The 19,351-nt window shown below is 43.3% G+C and carries 13 protein-coding genes; 8 read left to right on the forward strand and 5 right to left on the reverse strand.

All coding sequences use genetic code 11. The annotated features are described in order from the left end of the window. Nucleotides 1–82 precede the first annotated feature (82 nt). Both DB520_RS07765 and DB520_RS07770 read left to right on the forward strand, forming a co-directional pair. Nucleotides 83–997 carry a bile acid:sodium symporter family protein gene (locus DB520_RS07765; protein WP_114749122.1) on the forward strand — a complete coding sequence of 305 codons (915 nt, stop codon included), beginning with the start codon at nt 83–85 and terminating at the stop codon, nt 995–997. 215 nt (nt 998–1,212) lie between these two features. Beyond that, a complete protein-coding gene (locus tag DB520_RS07770; protein ID WP_114749123.1) occupies nt 1,213–1,815 on the forward strand; it encodes a PAS domain S-box protein in 603 nt (200 codons plus the stop codon). 4 nt (nt 1,816–1,819) lie between these two features. On the opposite strand, the gene DB520_RS07775 is transcribed toward DB520_RS07770, so the two are convergent. The 3 genes from DB520_RS07775 to DB520_RS07785 all read right to left on the reverse strand — a co-directional run bounded on the left by DB520_RS07775 (nt 1,820) and on the right by DB520_RS07785 (nt 8,386). Then, nucleotides 1,820–3,646, reverse strand: a complete 1,827-nt coding sequence (locus DB520_RS07775) for an alkaline phosphatase (protein WP_114749124.1) — start codon at nt 3,644–3,646, stop codon at nt 1,820–1,822. A gap of 96 nt (nt 3,647–3,742) precedes the next feature. Next, the gene (locus tag DB520_RS07780) at nt 3,743–5,305 is read right to left on the reverse strand and encodes a RagB/SusD family nutrient uptake outer membrane protein (RefSeq protein WP_198675268.1); all 1,563 of its coding nucleotides are present in this window, start codon (nt 5,303–5,305) and stop codon (nt 3,743–3,745) included. 6 nt (nt 5,306–5,311) lie between these two features. Further along, nucleotides 5,312–8,386: a SusC/RagA family TonB-linked outer membrane protein gene (locus DB520_RS07785; RefSeq protein ID WP_114749125.1), complete on the reverse strand. Its 3,075-nt coding sequence runs from the start codon at nt 8,384–8,386 to the stop codon at nt 5,312–5,314. 720 nt (nt 8,387–9,106) lie between these two features. Here DB520_RS07785 and DB520_RS26565 point away from each other — a divergent pair. From DB520_RS26565 to DB520_RS07805, 4 genes are all read left to right on the forward strand, one after another. Beyond that, entirely contained in the window at nt 9,107–9,247 is a 141-nt protein-coding gene (locus DB520_RS26565; RefSeq protein WP_157971979.1) for a hypothetical protein, read from the forward strand. 438 nt (nt 9,248–9,685) lie between these two features. Next, a complete protein-coding gene (locus DB520_RS07790; protein WP_114749126.1) occupies nt 9,686–10,531 on the forward strand; it encodes a bacteriorhodopsin in 846 nt (281 codons plus the stop codon). A 433-nt stretch (nt 10,532–10,964) separates the two neighbouring features. After that, nucleotides 10,965–11,810, forward strand: a complete 846-nt coding sequence (locus tag DB520_RS07800) for an alpha/beta hydrolase (protein ID WP_198675269.1) — start codon at nt 10,965–10,967, stop codon at nt 11,808–11,810. An 87-nt stretch (nt 11,811–11,897) separates the two neighbouring features. After that, nucleotides 11,898–12,338, forward strand: a complete 441-nt coding sequence (locus tag DB520_RS07805; protein WP_114749128.1) for a DoxX family protein — start codon at nt 11,898–11,900, stop codon at nt 12,336–12,338. 254 nt (nt 12,339–12,592) lie between these two features. On the opposite strand, the gene DB520_RS07810 is transcribed toward DB520_RS07805, so the two are convergent. Next, nucleotides 12,593–12,970, reverse strand: a complete 378-nt coding sequence (locus DB520_RS07810; protein WP_114749129.1) for a hypothetical protein — start codon at nt 12,968–12,970, stop codon at nt 12,593–12,595. Next, the gene (rlmD, locus tag DB520_RS07815; protein WP_114749130.1) at nt 12,970–14,379 is read right to left on the reverse strand and encodes a 23S rRNA (uracil(1939)-C(5))-methyltransferase RlmD; all 1,410 of its coding nucleotides are present in this window, start codon (nt 14,377–14,379) and stop codon (nt 12,970–12,972) included. The genes DB520_RS07810 and rlmD overlap by 1 nt, the downstream gene beginning before the upstream one ends. A 114-nt stretch (nt 14,380–14,493) precedes the next feature. Between rlmD and DB520_RS07820 the strand changes: the two genes are divergently transcribed. Further along, entirely contained in the window at nt 14,494–15,306 is an 813-nt protein-coding gene (locus tag DB520_RS07820) for an SDR family oxidoreductase (protein WP_114749131.1), read from the forward strand. After that, a complete protein-coding gene (locus DB520_RS07825; protein ID WP_114749132.1) occupies nt 15,306–19,289 on the forward strand; it encodes an AAA domain-containing protein in 3,984 nt (1,327 codons plus the stop codon). Before DB520_RS07820 ends, DB520_RS07825 begins: the two co-directional genes overlap by 1 nt. The last annotated feature ends 62 nt before the right edge of the window (nt 19,290–19,351 follow it).

Raw genomic sequence — 19,351 nt, forward strand, 5'->3', positions numbered from 1 at the left:
TGGTCAAATTTATTAAAATTAATGGTAGTATCGAAATTTTGCCTAGGGCTTTTATTGCATAAATTTGACCCAAAATTCTCTTATGTTGTCAGAACTGGACCAAAGTCAGTTGCATTTTGATGGGGATTCCCTTCTGCTTTTAAATATTTCCCTGGCCATTATCATGTTTGGTGTGGCATTGGAGATCAGGATAAAGGATTTCAAAAACCTTTGGAATTATCCCAAGCCCTTTTTTCTTGGCGTTGTGGCGCAGTTTTTATTGCTTCCTTTCCTCACTTTTGTGCTGGTTTGGTGGGTGTCCCCCATTCCCAGCGTTGCTTTGGGGATGTTTATGGTTGCAGCATGCCCAGGTGGGAATATCTCCAATTTCCTTACCAATTTCGCTGGGGGAAATACAGCCCTGTCTGTCACCCTCACGGCCTTTGCAACGGTATCTGCTATTGTGTTGACCCCATTAAACTTTGCCTTTTGGGCTGGGATGTATCCCCCGACGGCAGCTATTTTAAAAGAAATTAGCCTCGATTATTTTCAGGTTTTTCAAACGGTTGCTTTGATTTTAGGGGTGCCCTTGGCACTAGGGATACTTGTGGGACAACGCCTACCCAAGGCCTCCCTTGCACTAAGTGCATTCTTGAAGCCGATTAGCATTGCTATTTTTGCCACCATTGTCCTAGTAGCCTTTTACAGCAATTACGAAAATTTCCTGAAATTCATTTTCTTGATTTTTGGTTGGGTGCTCTCCCATAATTTGTTTGCATTGTTTTCGGGATTTTTTCTGGCCAGGGTTTTTCGTCTTTCCTGGGCTGACACCAAAACACTTACCATAGAAACAGGTATTCAAAATTCCGGGTTGGCATTGCTTCTGATATTTACTTTTTTCAACGGTCTTGGAGGGATGGCTATCATTGCTGGATGGTGGGGAATTTGGCATATCATTTCCGGATTTGCCGTTGCTTTTACGTTGAAGGGTGTTCATAAACAAATTAGAGTAGTTTAACAAAAAAACTACAGTTATTTTTTCTAATTATTAAACTTTATCATTAATTATTTATGTTTTAATCTTCCTATTTTAAGATTTGGAAGTATTTTGGGCAATTTTTTTTCAACTTATGATTTTTATATAATAATTTTATTTTTTCACATTATAAATAATGCATTTTAAAAACTATTGATTATATTTATTATCAATTAGGATAATTTGAATGTAAGATTATGGAAACCCAAGATAAAATTAAGGCTTCGAAAGTATTTAAGGCTGTTTTTGAACATACCTTTGATGCAGTCTTCTTGACGGATCTTTCGGGTAACTATGTACAATCGAACCAGGCAGCGTGTTCGCTCCTTGGATTTAGCCATGATGAGTTGATGGGGCTACATGCCAAAAATTTGATGGTCATGGATGAGGAGACTTCCTTCCAGCATTATTGGGAGGAGTTTTTAAGACAGGGCAAAATGGAGGGTGTCATAGCAATGGTTCAAAAGGACGGCAAAAGGAGAATGGTAAAATTCAAAGCTTTTGCAGGGTATTTCCCCAAAAACAATTTATTTATCGTTTCGGACATAACCCGAGAAGTAAAACAGCAAGAGGCTTTAAAGGAAATTGCCAAAGTGCAATCCCATCAGGTAAGAGCTCCCTTGTGCAGGCTTATGGGGTTGGTGCAATTAATCACCTATCATGATATGCCAGAGGAAGAATGGTCCAGTTGCCTTGACCACTTGGAGCGCACTGCCAAAGAACTAGATTCCATTATCAGAAACATTGTTGAGAAATCAAATTGCGAGGAGCCAAAAGGCGGGGGTGGTTTTCCCCAATGATTGGCTACTTTTTGAGATATTTTTCTAGTAACATGACTATTTTATGAAATATTTCGGTGTTTTCATAAATTCCCTGAAATTCACCGGAATGCGGGCCATAGGCAAATACAGGCACCGGGATGCCGGTATGGTCCTTAGTGGAGAACTCCATTTCTACTACATTTTCTTGAAGATTCCCTTGTGGCAAAGTTATTCCGCCAGTTTCATGGTCGGCTGTAATGATTACTAGGGTTGCTCCGTCTCTATCCGCAAAAGCTAATGCTGTGGCAATGGCTTCATCGAAATCCAAACCTTCTTCAATGACAGTAGGGGCGTGGTTAAGGTGACCACCTCCATCAATATAGGCACCTTCTATCATTAGCATAAATGGTTGTTCTTTCCTGTCTAGAAAATCTAATGCTGCTCTAGTGGCTGAAGCCAAAAAGCTCTCTCTTCCCTTTAGGACTGAAGGCATGCTGTGATGGGAAGCAAAATAGCCAACTTTCTGCTCTGTTGCATTTTCTACCTCGCCCAGACTGCTTTTAAGGAAAAAACCAGCCTCCATAAGGGATTGGGTTTCGTCCTTGCCGTACCTAAGGAAGTCATTTTTCCCACCACCGATAAAAAGATTTAACGGACTGGAGACCAAATCTGAGGCAATAAGTGCGATGTCATCCCTTTCGGGTTGGTGGGCATAAAACGCCGCAGGCGTTGCCCCAGTTACATTGTCGGTGGTGACTATTCCAGTGGCAAAGTTGTATTTTTGGAGGTACTCTGGAAGGTTTTCTACAGGCCTACCATCTGGCAAAGCACCCACGCTTCGGTTTTTCACCTTTTGGCCCGATGCCAAAGCGGTACCAGCAGCAGCAGAATCCGTGGTAAAGTCGTCCTCCGATTGGGTTTTGATCCATCCCATTTTTTTCAGCTCTGCCAATGTAAGCCGATTGCCATTGGCGTATAAAGAGGAGGAAATTTGTGCCATCCCATTTCCGTCACCTATCATCAGAATAACATTTTTTATGGCACTCTGGGCTCCGTCAGACTCAAAGGTTGGTCTGTAGATTTCTCTGAGATTGGGAGTGGTGTACAATCTTTGAGACAGGGAACTTAAGTAGGTCTGGGCAGGATAGGGGTGGTCTGTGTTAATGTAATCAACCCCCAATTCATGAAGGGCTTTCCAGGCTGTTTTGCTATCAGGTGTGGCCCAAAACCTAAAAGGTTTTCCCCATTCTTTTGCCTGCCTAATCACAGGTTTTATCTCTTCTAAGTCCTTGTCTGTGAGTCTACCCTTTCCGTTCCATTGTGAAAAACCCCTGAAGCTAAGACTTATAAGGGCAACCTTTTCCAGGTTTACCTTTTCCAAATCACCGAAGCTCTGGTGGTCAAAGAATATAAAGGGCGGATAATCAGTGTATGCGGATGGAGGCGGCCTGTTTCCCGAAATTACGATTTTCGCAATTGGGTTTGCTGAGTTACCTTCCCACAAGTCCGGATACTTTTGAAGTTCGCTGATAATACTATCCAAGGTAGCATATGCCTCCGTTTTAATATCGATTAAAAGTTGAAAGGGTTGTCGGTTCCGAATTTCTAAGTCATAGGCCTTGGCAATAGGTTCAAGGTAAAGGGAAGCAAGTGTGCGTTTGGGATGGATATTTTCTTCCTCATGAGCCACATAAAGGGTCCCGTTTTTTAAAAGTACATCTGCTTCTATAGAATTTAAGCCATTGGCATAAGCTTCCCAAAAGGGGACCTCCTGAAGGTAATCATTGTGACTGTGGATTTTTATTTCTTGAGCGTACAGTATTAGTCCAAGCCCAAATGATATCAAAAGGGTAAATAGTGTTTTTAGCATTAGAAATGTTGGTTACAGCAGTAATTCCTATTAGTCGAGGAATGAGAATAAGTCCCAACCCTAAAGGTAAGGGTCAGGACTTAATTATTTCATTTTTTACCAGCCTTGGTTTTGTTCTATACCGGAAACCGCTAGCACATTTGGTGGAATTGGCCAGACATGATGAATATTAGGATTGAATGTCCTGGCAGGCCAAACCTCATACACCTCGTAGTCAGAGTCTGGATCGGTTTTGTTAAAATGGTCTCTACCCGTGGCCGGTTGGGAATAGGCCGCCTGGGCATCGCCCCATCGAATCAGGTCTAGGTGCCTGTCTGCATATTCAGCAGCCAGTTCTACCCTTCGTTCTTGTTTCAGGTCCTCAAGAGTGGCATTGATTTTTGCAGCCAAGCCGGCCCTTTCCCGTACAAGGTTTAAAGGTTGGTCCCCATTTTGTCCTTGCATGATTAAGGCCTCGGATTTCATTAGCAGGATTTCTGCAAAGCGGATTAGGGGAATGTTAAGGTTAGTGGTCACGTAGTTGCCATTTGGGTTCAGGTGCACTTCTTCCGGAAACCTATAAGGGTGCATGTATTTGTTGACTTGTATGCCTGTCCAGGAATTACCGGAGTAGTATCTTCTGGGTTCTCCAAGAAACATAAACTCATCCCCGAATTCCAGCAAGGTGGCACTTCTTCTGGGGTCACCTTCTTCAAATGCATTGTACAATTCCAGAGTAGGCGAGAAGGTTCCCCAACCGTTGTAGAGGCCCCAACCTGTATTTTCCAGCATCACGCCAGGGAGAATTTGACCTCTTTCATTGCTGGAAACAGTGGAAAACACATATTCCGAAGAAAAGTTGTTGTCCACATAAAAAACGCTTGCAAAATCCTCCTCTGGATTGCCAGTATTGATCAAGGCACGTCCAGTGGGGCTGTTGATGACAAGGTCACAGTGCGTTACTACTTCCGCCCACTTGCTGTTGTCATGATGCGCCCAGTAGAGGTAAGTTTTTGCCAAGAAAGCATTTTCCGCATCCTTGTGTGCACGCCCAAGGTCGGTACTGGCATATTCAGTAAAATAAGGCAACAAGTCAGCAGCCCTATTCAAATCAGCTTCGATCATTCGATAGTTTTCCACCACACTTGAAGGCCTTGGGAAGAAGTTTTCGTTCATGTTTTCTTCGGTGACTATTGGGATGCCAGCCCTTTCATCCGCAAATCGCGGTGCAAGCCAGAAATAGGAGTGCGCCCTCATAAAATAGGCTTCTCCCAACACTCTGTTTTTGAGGTTTTGGGGGATATCCATTTCAGGAACAAAGGCAATGATATTATTTGCTCGCTGAATCACGGTATATAAACGAGGGTAAAGGCTGCTCATCCGTCCTTCCTGCCCAGTAGCCTGGAAATTTCTCATGGCCGCTGCCGCTGCATCAGTTCTGCCCTGCATAATGTCATCAGATGCAGCTATTAGGTACATAAATCCCCTACCAAAGAGGTTGTTGTCATCCCAATGCTCGTACAATCCATTTGCTGCGGTAACAGCATCTTCACTGGATGTCCAGAAATTTCCTGAGGTAATACTGCCTAATGGGGTTAGCTCGGTAAATGAGTCATCACAGGCAGTTAGCAAAAATGCCCATCCTGCGATCAATATGCTGATATATTTCATCGTTTTCATCGTCAATTAGAAGTTTAAGTTTAAACCTACGGTAAAGGTTCTCGGCACAGGGAAGGTGCCGTTGTCGATCACTGCACCTGAACCTACCTCTGGGTCTAACCCAGTGTACTGAGTGAAAGTGGCGAGGTTTTCAGCGGAGAGGTAAACCCTCAGTCCCATTCCTTCCCTTACCCGGTTGGCCACGAAATCAGGCAAAGTGTATCCTAAAGAAAGGTTGCGTATCCTAAAGTAATCCCCTTTCTCCAAGTACCAGTCGGAGGGTTGGCCATAATTGCCGTTGGGATCTTGTGTGGAAAGTACCGGAATGGTGGCGTTGGGATTTTCAGGTGACCAAGCCTCCAGCACTCTTCTGTCCAGGTTGTACCCTTGCAGACCTGCGTTGTAGGCAGTGTGCTTATATCCATTGAAGAGCATCACTCCCCCAACACCTTGACCGAAAAGCGTGAGGTCGAAGTTTTTATACTCCAGACTGATATTTAGCCCATAGGTAAAATCTGGCATTGCATTGCCCATGAACACCCGGTCTGCATCGGTGATTCTTCCGTCCCCGTTTACATCCCTGAAAATAAGGTCTCCAGGCCGGGCATTGGGCTGAATCCGTTCCCCGTTGGGTCCCGTGTAGGAGTCTATTTGTTCTTGGTTCTGGAAGATCCCGTCATGGGGGATAAGGTGATAAGAGAAAAGGGGCTGACCAGGTTCACTTCTGAAGGGTTGGATCCCTCCTCGTAGGTTGGTGCCGTGCTGAATAAATTCACCGGTGAATTCATCTAAATCCAGCAACTCGTTGTTCAGTGTGGACATATTGGCATTAACGGAATAACTTAGCCCTCTATATTGACCTTGATAACCCAGGGTAAATTCTATTCCCTTGTTCAGTACAGTACCCACATTGGACAAAGGCCCCGTAGGTACTCCGGTATGGGGGTTAGGGAAGTTTCTTTGGATTAGGCCTCTCGTGTATTTCTCAAAATACTCGGCGGTAAAGTTCAATCGATTAGAGAGCATGGCCAGATCAAGACCGAAATTGTAGGTTTCCGATCTTTCCCATCTTAGGTTGGGGTTGGAAAGTTCATTGAGTGAAACGTGTCGGTTCCGTGTACCTGGCTCTCCCAGGATTACGTTGTTGCCTGCAGAGAGGGGCACGTTATATGCATAGTATCCCACGGAACTGATATTGCCTATTTCCCCCCAAGATGCCCTTAATTTAAGAAGCTGCACCAAGTCCGTATTAAAGAATCCTTCTGAGGAAATTTTCCAAGCCCCGGAGAGGGCCGGGAAGTAATCGGTTTTGGTTTCAGGGCTCAGCCTGGAGGTTTGGTCTCTCCGGATACTACCCATAAAGAAATACCTGTCATCATAATCATAAGTCACCCTACCAATGGCCGAGGTAAGAGCGTCTTCAAAGGCATAGCTATTAGGGACATTTAATATGGTGGAGGCATTGCCGGCGTACTGAAACCAGTCATCTTCACGGTCAAAGTCCTGTACCTGGAAATTAAATCCGTCTTCCTTCAAAAACTGTGCAGTATAAACTCCGGTGAGGCCAATATTGTGTTTATCTATCACCTTGTTGTAATTCAACTGCTGATCCCATATCCACCGGTTTCTTGTTGCATTGGATTGATCCAAAAAGTTCATGTTGCTGGGGCGGCCTATCTCAGGTGCCCTGGGAGAAAATGTCCTGTCAGACCATTGCCACATGTCTATGGAGAAGCTGGATCGGAAAGTCAGGTTTTCCAGAATGTCATACTCGGCGTAAGTAATGGCATTTAAATTTGACCTTGGATGCTGTCTATTAGGCCTCAGTAATAGGGCCATTGGGTTATAAGTGTCGCCGTAGGCTCCGGCAAACTGCGACAGTTCGAAAGGCACTGTACCGTGGAAATTTCCCTCCTCATCATATACCGGTGCCGCGGGGTTCATGTAAATAGCATTGATGATGGCCCCACTATAACTACTGCTGGTGTTGATGCCTCTTTCGGTACTGTGGTTAAAATAGATGTTTTGCCCTACCCTAAATTTATCTGTGATGTCATACTCACCTTTGAGCCTTCCCGAGAAAAGTTCATAGTGGGTATTTTGTAAAAGGCCCTCTCTGTTATGATAACCAATGGAGGTGCTGTACCTGCCTCTTTCGCTTCCTCCGCTAATCTGGAAGTTTAAATTGGTGATGGCCCCGGTTCTGAAAATTTCATCCATCCAGTTGGTCCTGGTGGTTTGGCTCCAGGGGTTTTGATTGGGGTCATGGGCTGGGTTGGGGTTTGCCCCGGCATGTTCAGCTGCCCTTCTGTAAGCAGCAGCATATTCCTCGGCATTTAATGCTTCCGGGAGCTGGTAAGCTGATTGCCAACCTTGATAAACGTCCAAATTAACCCTTGGGGCACCTGTTTTCCCGCTCTTAGTGGTGATCACGATCACCCCTGAGGCGGCCTGGGCTCCGTAAATTGCGGCAGCGGCGGCATCTTTTAGCACCACCATGCTTTCTATGTCATTAGGATTAATCCTCCCTCCATAATAAGGCATTCCGTCCACCACATATAATGGAGATTCATCCGAAAATGTGCCGGCACCCCTTATTACTACTCTTGGTGTTTCATTAGGTTGTCCGGAGTTGGCCACTACGGTAACACCAGCAATCTGCCCCTGTAACATGTCTTGGGCACTGGAAATAGGCCTATCTACCGTCCTTTGTACATTTTCCAGTTTTCCCACAGATGTGGTAAGGTCTTGGCGTTTGGCAGTACCATAACCTACCACCACCACCTCACTAAGCTGTCCCATATCTGGTCTGAGGCTTACGTCTAGTGTGGATTGATTGCCCACTTCCACCTCCTTGCTCTCCAATCCCACAAAAGAAAAAACCAGTACGGGGTTGTCCCCGGTCACTGATAGACTATACCTTCCTTCAAGGTCAGTAGCTGTACCCGTGCCGGTACCTTTTAATAGGACCGATACCCCAGGTATGGGCTCATTGTCCTCTTCCGAGAGAACCTGTCCGCTCACACTTCTTGTTTGGGCCTGTACGTTAAGCACCAGACAAAGTAGCGGGATAATAAATAATAAGTAATGAATGTTTTTCATAGATGTGTGATTTTAAATGGTTGACTAGCATAAAATTAGGAATCACACTTTTAAAAAAGGTGGAGAAATATTACAGAAATTCGTACAAATCTTTCAAAATGTGGTCAAATTTTGACCAAAAAGGTGGAGAAATCTTTCAATAATACTGAGGTAACCTTGCCATGATGGTTGCATAAAACAGGAAGATGGTTTTGGGAATAAAAAACTACCAAAGATTGCTTGCTAAAATCGGGCACTATGGGACTCTTAAAGAGTGTGGCCTTTTAAAAAAATGGATGAGCCCTATTAGGAATACTCTCTATTTCCTATTGTAAAAGGGAAGGGGACACTCCATTCTTATTACCGCATAGTCCTCCAGGCTATGAACAGGTTTACCGAACCCATGTAATCAAATATCCCTACGCCCCCGACACCTATTTGGCATTTCCATGAATTTATCAGGCCAATTCAGATGACAGAGACGTAGCCATTGCTCATTGTCGGAACGAAGACGAATGGGAAATCTTTACCTACCCGCATTTTTTGGATAAGAAGCTAACAGAAATTATTTCCTGTCAGGGCTTGCAACGTGAGGCGGATGAGTTGGGCCAATATATTGAACTTGGAGAGTCCCATGGCAGAGGAGAGCGGGAATGGTAAGGTTTTGGCATCAGACAGGATGGTTTTTTTGCCTTGGGAGGTTTTGGTAAGGAAGGGTCTGCTACCACCAAAATCCTGGTTATGGATGGAAATAAATTGCAAGTGAATTATCCCGCAATTGACGATGGCGCACTTTTGGTGGAAGTGTTGGACGAGAATGGTAGTGCGATACAATCGAAAGAAGACTGCGTAGGCTTAAAAAAAAGAGGAAGTAGCTGCTGAAGTGGATGGAAAAATGCAACATTGGACCAAATCAAAGAAAAGAAATTCAAACTTTGCTTTATTTCCCTAAACGTCGAAATCGATGCTTTTGAACTTCTTTAATCCATATCCGGGTTTAAATTTTTAATTATCCTTCTTGGAGTTCTGTCCAAAAGACGCCTTAGAAATCGCTATGAGTTGAAGGAGCCTAGGACTTCCATCTGAAATAATGCAGCAGAACAAACTAATTTTTGGAGTTGTTTTTTAATTTATGCTCATTCCGAAACCTAAACTATCGCTAGGATACCAGTCTTTACAAAAGCTAAGCATTATTTTTCATACCCTTTTTTTTATAGTTGATCTTATCGGGGATGCATAATTTAACTACAAAAAAACAAATTAACTTTTGCTTGGTTACTTTTTTGATAAATAATCTACCCACTTCAAACTAATGGACATATGGAAATTTTAGGGAATGCGACTTTTGAGAATTATATAGGATTAGAAAACGGATATTCCGAAATGGCTTACCAAATGGTAGCCCATATCTTGACTTTGGGCTATGCGGTGATGCTGGCAGCGTTACTCTATTTTGTGTTGACTATCAAATATGTTGCACCAAGATTCAGGTTATCGTCTGTTTTATCTGTAGTGGTAATGGTTTCCGCTTTCCTCCTTTTGTACGTGCAAGCTGGAAACTGGACATCTTCCTTCGTATTTGACCAGGAAAGAGGAAGGTATTTTTTGGGAGAGGGTCAGGATTTGTTCAATAATGGTTACCGTTACCTTAATTGGTTGATTGATGTTCCTATGTTGCTTTTCCAAATCCTATTTGTGGTTTCTCTTACTAAAAGTAATTTCTCAAGTGTTAGAAATCAGTTTTGGTTTTCAGGCACTGGTATGATCGTCACAGGATACATTGGTCAATATTATGAAGTGACCGATTTTATGGTTTTTGCTGTTTGGGGTGCTATTTCCACCATCTTTTTTATCCATATACTTTGGTTAATGAAAAAGGTTATCGATGAGGGCAAAGAGGGTATTCCAGTTGCAGCTCAAAATACGCTAAACAGTATCTGGATCCTATTTTTGATTTCTTGGATGCTATATCCTGGTGCCTATTTAATGCCTCATTTGGCAGGTATTGAAGGGGGATTTTTCAACGAGACTGGTGTGGTGGCTAGACAACTTACCTATACCATCGCTGACGTAAGTTCAAAAGTTATTTATGGCATATTACTTACTGTAGTTGCTCAACATATTAGTAGGCATGAGGGGTATGATTATACCCAAATTAAAGGGTAGGGGTTTTAACCGAAATTAAATACCTATAAGATTAATGAACGTAAACAATTTGGTACATTAATCTTACAGGTTTTTTTCCTAAAATTGGGTTATGGATCGTTCGTTCAGTCTCAGGGGTACCATTGAAAACCATGTTTTACTTCCATGCTTTTTCGATGCCAAAAACCTGAAAGATAATTTGGTAAAATACCCAAGGAAAGTGAGTATTGATTTTGACTTTTCATGCGCTTATTTTTTTCGATTTAAACTTAATGCCTTTTTTGACAGCTGAAAGTGGATTTCCTTTTGTTTTTCTGAATGCATATGATTCCATTGGTAAATTAACTATCCATAAAATACGGAATGATATTGGGACTAGGGGGAGTATTATTTTAATTAGGGGTGCTGTTTTTCCATCAAACTTTTGTAGTTCAATTAAAGAAAATATAAACATATGAAATATTCAACCCTTATTATATTCGTACTGATTTCAATGATTTCTTATTCGTTTAGCTATTCGCAAGAAGAAATTTTGTATAAGCAAATCGATACAACGGAACTTTTTATGAAAGTTTATCCCTCTGCCTTCATTCACAAAACAGATAACCACCCAGCACTTGTCTTTTTTTTTGGAGGGGGCTGGACTAATGGTACGGTCAAGCAGTTTGAACCCCATGCCAAGTACTTTTCCCAGAGAGGAATAACTTGTTTTCTGGTAGACTACCGGGTAAAAAACCGACAGCAAACCACCCCTTTTGAATCCCTGAAAGATGCCAAATCCGCTATTCGGTTTATAAGGGAACATGCAGATGAATTTAAGATTGACACTTCGAGGATAGTGGCAGCTGGGGGCTCAGCAGGAGGGCACCTTGCAGCAGCAACTGCCCTAATAGACGATTATAACGAAGATTCAGATAATTTGTCCACAAGCACTTTGCCAAATGCCTTGTTGCTATTTAACCCGGTAATAGACAACGGCCCCGGCGGTTATGGTTACGAAAGAATTGGTGACGCTTACAAAAGCTTTTCTCCACTTCACAATATCCGAAAGGGCGCACCCCCTACTATCCTGTTTTTGGGAACCAATGATGTGTTGATACCTGTTGAAACTGCTGCCTATTATCGGGTAGTGATGGAAAAAGTGGAAAGCAGATGTGAGGTTAGTTTATTTGAAGGGCAGGGACACGGATTCTTTAATTATACTAATTTTGAGTATTATAAGAAGACGCTTTCTGAAAGTGATGAATTTTTACAGACCCTTGGTTACCTAAATGCGGAACCAAAAATTGAAATTGAGTAATAGGAGAAGGGGTGAGGCCTGGATTCTTATGCCCCCCTAATCCGGCAATGAATAAGAATAGCTAGATCAAGACTAAACTATCCCGTTATGCTTCAAAAAGCCTTACGCTCAGACCATTCCAATACAACTATTATTATCCGTTTGATGGTTGGCACAGTATTCTTGTCAGAAGGAATTCAAAAGTTCTTATTCCCCGATATTCGAGGGGCTGGAAGGTTCGAAAAGATAGGGCTTCCCTCACCGGAGGTGCTAGGTTCCTTTGTGGGCACATTTGAAATTGTTTGCGGGGTATTGATCCTATTAGGGCTTCTTACAAGATTGGCAAGTGTTCCAACCCTTATCATCATGTTGGTTGCCATGGCGACTACAAAATCAGAGATTTTGGCAAATGACGGTTTTTGGGAAATGATGCATGCCAGCAGAACCGATTGGGCGATGCTTTTGGGAAGCCTCTTTTTGGTAATAAAAGGTGGTGGAAATTGGTCAATTGATAATCAGCTATCAAAGAGCAGTCAAGGATTTAAGTAAAGCTTTAGCTATGCACCATCCTTGAAGTTGTTACCTAATTGGCATGGCGGCCAAATTTCTTGGGTTAAAAGTTTAAAAAAATGCAACTTACTTTTACGCAAGAAAAAAAGCAGTCGTAGTCTTAGTTTCTGAACCAAAGGTGTACCTTTTTGTTCCCCATCGATACAATTCTTCGGGGATCTTTTCCAGCGGTGATAAATAAGGAAGGCAAAGCTACTTACCCTAGTGATTCAATAGGAAGGACATATCCTGGATCAATCGTTTGGGTAAGGAATGTACAGGAAATTGGTGAATTCCTCGTCCACAACAAACAGGCAGCAGAACTCCTCCGGGTTTTTGTAGGACTTTTTAAAATCCTCCACCGAATCCTCATCTATCAATTTACGCTGAATAAATTCGTCCAAATAGGTGATATAGTAATTCCATGTCAAGGGCTTTTCTGTTTTGCTCAACAACAGTTTGCCAATGGGTTGTTCCACCTTGCAAATTGGAAAGATGGGAAAATCTGAAAACTTCCTGGACTTTATCAGGTAAGCCGCTTCCTTTAAGGTGTCACTTACCTTGACAAAGTCCGTGGAGATGGTACCCAAATATTTTCCATTTAGGTCCGGATCATTTTCGTCTCGCATCATTATTGTGTTTTTTTAGTAAGAAGTACCACATTTTCCACATGGTAGGTTTGAGGAAACATGTCCACAGGCTGTATGGCCGTTACTTCATAGCGATCTGCCAATAGTGCCACGTCCCTGGCCTGGGTGGCTGGGTTGCAACTTACATAAACAATCCTAGAAGCACCTAGGGAAAGCAGGCGCTTAACCACATCCTCATGCATACCCGCCCTAGGCGGATCAGTTATCACCACATCTGGTGCAGGGTGTTTTTCCACAAATTCATCATTTAGGATATCCTTCATGTCACCAGCATAAAACTCCGTGTTTTGGATCCTGTTCAACTCTGAATTGATATGGGCATCTTGAACTGCTGCTTCCACATATTCGATCCCGATCACCTTTTTGGAATGCCTGGCCACGTAGTTGGCGATGGTACCAGTGCCGGTATACAGATCGTAAACCACCTCATCCCCGCTTAGATCCGCAAACTCCTTGGCCACCTGATAAAGGCGATGGGCCTGATGTGAATTGGTTTGGTAAAAAGACTTAGGGCCAATCCGGAACTTCAGGTCTTCCATTACCTCCTCGATATAAGGTGTGCCAGCATAGGTATGTACCTCTTGGTCATGGAAGGTTTCGTTCTTTTTGAGGTTGATGATGTAGAGCAAAGAGGTGAGTTTCGGAAAAGAGGTATGGAGAAATTCCATGACAGCATGGATTGCCTCTGAGTTTTCCTCACCGAACTGCACAATTACCATGGTTTCACCAGAAAGTGTGGTACGGATAATAAGGTTCCTAAGCGTACCCTCTTGACGAATTAGATCAAAAAAGGAGATGCCTTTTGCCAGTGCAAAGTCCCGCAACTTATTCCTGATTTCGTTGGAAAGTCCCTCCTGTAGATGGCAGTGGGAAATATCCACGATTTTGTCAAAACGTTTGGGGACGTGGAAGCCTAAGGCATTTTTTTCGAAGGATTCCCCACTTGCAATCTCCTCTTTGGTAAGCCAACGGTTGTTGGAAAAGGTGAATTCCAGTTTATTGCGGTAATACCGGTCGTCTTTTGCCCCTATAATGGGGTTGATTTCGGGAAGAGGCACCTTGGCGATACGCTGAAACTGGTCAATAACCTGTTGCCGCTTGTAGCTGAGCTGCAAGGAATAACCCAAGTGTTGCCATTTGCATCCCCCGCATACCCCAAAGTGTTGGCAAAAAGGCTCAACCCTGTCCTTAGAATAGGAGCGAATACGAATGGCCTCAGCCTCCAAAAAACTGTTTCTTCCTTTGGTGACCCTCACATCCACCACGTCTCCGGGTGCCACTTGTTGGACAAAAACTACCTTGCCTTCATAGTGGGCTACACATTTGCCTTCGGTGGCAATCCTTTCTATTTCCAGGCCCTCCAGGACCATGTTTTTCATCTTTCGGGACATAGGCGGGCAAAATTACAGAATTTTCCACAATCCCATTGCAAATTTTCGGAATGCTTTTTTCCATTAGGAAGGTATAAGGGATATTGCCTATATTTAAGGTTCATTGAAAGTAAAATGAGGTTAAAAGATAAAGTAGTCATTGTGACTGGTGCCACCTCAGGAATAGGAGAGGCATGTGCGAAAATTTTTGGCAAGGAAGGAGCCGCAGTATGGATTTCTGGCAGGAGCCAGGTGAAGATTGACAACACCCTTAACGACTTGCAAAAGTTAGGAATTGTTTGTGCTGGCGGGGTTTGTGATGCGGCCGTGGAGGAACAAAACAAGAAAATGGTGGAAGAGGCTCTAAAGCACTTTGGAAAGATAGATATCCTGATCAATAATGCAGGGATCTCTATGAGGGCACTTTTCTCGGAATTGGATCTTAAGGTATTCAGACAAGTAATGGACATTAACTTCTGGGGAACAGTATATGCCACAAAATTTGCCCTTCCGGAGCTTCTCAGAAACAGTGGAAATATCATTGGTGTTTCTTCCATCAATGGTTTTAGGGGTACTCCAGCCCGAACTGCCTATACGGCCAGCAAATATGCCATGAATGGGTTTTTGGAGTCTCTTCGTACAGAAGTGATGAAGAAAGGAGTACACGTCTTGGTGGCTTGCCCCGGGTTTACTGCCTCCAATATACGGAATCAAGCACTTACTGCGGATGGCAGCATACAGAAAGAATCCCCAAGGGATGAAAGCAAGATGATGAGTGCCGAGGAGGTAGCGGAAGCTATTTTGAGTGCCACCCTAAAACGCAAACGGGATTTGGTACTAACCAAGGAAGGCAAACTCGCCCACTTTCTCAACAAATGGGTGCCGGGAGTTATGGATACAGTGGTTTATCGACATATGGCAAAAGAAAAAGACTCACCTTTCAAATAATGCTTCAGGACGTTTTTCAGGTATATCGAAACCGGCTGCTGGACCTTTCTTCTAATAACAGGTCCATTTTTCTACCTAAACTGGTGCAGCAACAGATGATAGATCTTAAGGATTTTCACTTCCTTAATAATCATCCCTCTTTTTTTTACATTACGGAGCTGCTGGGCAGAAAAAGGAACATTCCGCTTATCCAAGTAAATGATGCCCGGGATAAAAACGTCAATCAACTCTCTCAGCGATTAAAGCGCCTATACCAAAATGTGCGCTTTGCAGAGGAAGAAACAGGGGAGAGGAATTTGTTTGTGGGGTGGCCATTTGTGGAAGGAAAACTGATGAACGATCAACTGATCCGCTGCCCCCTTATTTTTTTTCCTATCAACTTGCACTTGGAGGATAATATATGGTACCTGAGGAAAAACATGGGTGAATTGCCCTTTCTCAATCCCTCATTCCTCCTGGCTTATGGTCAGGCTCAGGGAAAATCCTTGGACAGGGAATGGCTGGATCAGTCCTTAGAAGATTTCACCAAGGAACCTAGGGGTTTCAGAACAGACCTTTACCATCATTTGCATAAGGCTTTGGTAATCAATTTCAACAGGGATATCTACCAGGATAAGCTGGAGTTTTTTTCTGAGGGTCAGCGGGCAAATTTCGAGTCCGAGTTTGAAACGGGCAAGCTGAAGCTAATGCCCTATGCGGTTTTGGGTCAGTTTTCACAAAAAAGCTCCTCCTTGATGGATGATTATGACAGGCTGATCCATAAGAATCCCTTTAAGAACCTGGATGCCTTGTTCAGCTATTGCTTCGTGCCTTCCAATGAAATTTCCAGAGCTTCCAAGGAGGACAACCTTTATCATACCTTACCGCTGGACTCGAGTCAAGAAGTAGTCCTGAAGCATGTGAAACAGGGAGGTTCAGGTGTGGTGCAGGGCCCTCCTGGTACTGGGAAATCCCAGTTGATAGCAAATTTGGTTTCGGACTTTATTTCAAGGGGCAAAAAGGTGCTGGTGGTTTCCCAAAAGAGGGCAGCACTAGATGTGGTCTTTGATAGATTGATGACCCAGGGGTTCGGCAATTTTGTTTCTTTGGTTCATGATTTCAGGGGTGATAGGAAGGAACTTTACAAAAAAATTGCCCACCAAATCAGTTCTCTGGAGAACTACAAGGAACTTAACAGGTCCTTGGATGCTATCCAACTGGAAAGAAACCTCAGTCAATTGTCCATGACCATCGAGCGGCATTCCGATTTCTTTGAGGAATACAAAAATGCGCTTTATGACATGAAGGAGTGTGGGATACCCATTAAGGAGCTTTATGTTACATCCTCATTCGGAGAGGAAACCGTGGATCTCACCCAGTATTACAAGCATTTCATGTTAGATAACATGGAAAAAGTCCTGTCGGACTTTGAGGCATATCACGGCTATTACAAATCCTACGGTACCTCTTCTTCCTTTTGGTTCCATCGTAGGGATTTTTCAGAGATGTCTTACCAAGCCTTCACGGCTTTTAAGGAAACCCTTAACGAAATCAATAGGGTAAAAACTTCCACGGAAAAAGAGCTAAGAGAATTTCTGGTGGATGATTTTGAATTTGGACTCATCTATCAGTCTTTCGAACAAAAGGAGAAATTGAAGATTTTAAAAGGACTTCTTGATAATGGGGAGGTCTATCAAAAATTCGGAATACTGATGGGGTATTCCAAGGATAGTTTTGACCTATTGTGGCTGGAGAACAAAACGGAGACCATAAGAAAGCTGTTTGCTTCTGACGGTATAGAATGGCATACACCTGACAAAGAGGTGGAAGAGACCTTAAAGAAAGCCATCCATGTGCATGAAAAAGTGGGTTCCTGGTGGGGAAAAGTAGGCGTAAAGTGGAAAGCCAATAAATATGGGGACATACTGGAGCTTTTGGATAAGAATAGCTTGCAAATAGACCAGTACGGGGTTGAGGCTTTAGTGAATAAATTGGAAAACCGATTGAACCTCAATCATCAATATACCTTATTGGCACAGAAGGAATGGGTCACACTTCCAAGTAAACCATTTGAATGGCAAGAGATCCAAGATATGGCCAAACTGCTTACCAGTGCCATTGAAGCCCGGTTCATTTTGGCAGATGTTGGCGTTTTGGCGTCCTACCTCTACAGGCCTCAGATGCCTTATGATCGTTTTTCCAACCTGCTCAATGAGTTTATCCAAATCAATGACAGGGCCTATCATTACATTCCCAGGTGGAAGCAGCACCTTACCGATATACAGCTTAAACACCTTCTTGGAACCCCCAATGAAGAAAAGCTTTATCCAATAATGGAAACCTTCCCTATTGATTTTGAGGCATTGAAGAGATTTGATGCCCTTAGGCACCGCTTAAGAGAAGTGGATATTAAGTTGATGGAGAAGATAATTGATGAATATCCCAGCTCCAGTTTTATGACCATAAGGAAGGTTTTCATCAGCAGTTTACGAACCGCATGGATTGATCATATTGAGACCAAAAACCCGGTATTAAAAGAGATATCGGGCCCCCAAATGAAAGGGCTGCTCGAGGAATATGGGTTGGCGGTGGAGGAAAAACTCAAGATTTCCAGATTTATTACCGAAATGCGTCTCAGGGAAGAAGTTTGCAAGGGGCTAGAGTATAACCGGCTTAACAACCTCATTACTTACAGGGATTTGGCCCACCAGGTAACCAAAAAGAAAAAAATATGGCCGATCAAAAAGCTTATTGAACAGTATAAGGAGGAGGTATTTAAACTGATACCCTGTTGGCTGGCATCTCCCGAAACCGCATCAGCTATCCTGCCACTGGAGCCTGTTTTTGACTTAGTGGTCTTTGACGAGGCAAGCCAGTGTTATTTTGAACGTGCGCTTCCTGTAATGCTTAGGGGAAAGCAGATGGTAGTGGCAGGGGATAGTAAGCAGTTGCAGCCTTATGACCTCTATAAGGTAAGGCTGGAGACAGAGGAGGAAATTCCAGAACTGGAGGTGGAATCCTTGCTGGAGATGAGCGCCAGGTACTTCCCTAGTTTTCAGTTGCAAACGCACTACAGAAGCAGCTATCTTCCCTTGATCCATTTTTCCAACCAGCATTTTTATGAGGGAAACCTCTACATGGTTCCGAAAATGGATTCCCTCAACCAAGTAGTAACCCCATTATCCCTGTTTGTGGTGGAGGGCACATGGGAAAAACAAACCAACAAGGTGGAGGCGCAATTTACTATTGAAAAATTTAAGGAATTAGCCACTTCCTTTCCAAATGAAAGTGTGGGCATCATTACTTTTAATTATTTCCAGATGGTGCTAATCATGGAGCTACTGGAGAAAGAAGGGATACTAGAAGCGAATCAGCAGGTAAAGGTCAGGAATATAGAGAACGTACAAGGCGACGAATTTGACAGGGTGATTTTTTCAGTAGGTTATGCGCCAAATCCACAGGGGAAGTTTACGGCAAATTTCGGTATGCTGTCCAGAAAGGGTGGTGAAAATAGGTTAAATGTTGCTATCACCAGGGCAAGAAAGGCAGTGCTATTGATCAGCAGCATTAAGCCCACCGACTTTCAGCCTTCCCAGCTTTCCAATCCAGGGATCAAGATGTTGAGGGATTATTTGGCATTTGTCGAAAGTATTCATCAAGGGGAAGAGGTTAAGTTCAACACTGTCCCTGTCCCAGCCTTTAGGGACAGGTGGTCCTTAAGGGATAAACTAAAAGGGAAGTATGGGAACCATGAGGTGAGAGAAACCCCTTTTTATCGGGTCATGGATTTAGAAGTAGCGGAGGAAGGGAAGGTTACCACCGCTATCCTTACCGATGACCAGCGGTTTTTTCAGTGTAACAGTGCAAAGGAAGCCTTTGTGTATCATCCCAAGATGCTACAGGATAAAAATTGGCATACCCTGTTTTTATTTAGCAGACAGTATTGGCTGGACAAGGAGGATTTACTGCAAACTAAATTACAATTTCAGTCCCAGAAAGATTAGGCAAGAACAATCAGGATATTCCCTACCAGAAAATTGGTAGGGAAGACCCGTAAATAAGGATT

The organism is Pleomorphovibrio marinus (genome assembly GCF_003347495.1).
Lineage (GTDB): Bacteria > Bacteroidota > Bacteroidia > Cytophagales > Cyclobacteriaceae > Pleomorphovibrio > Pleomorphovibrio marinus.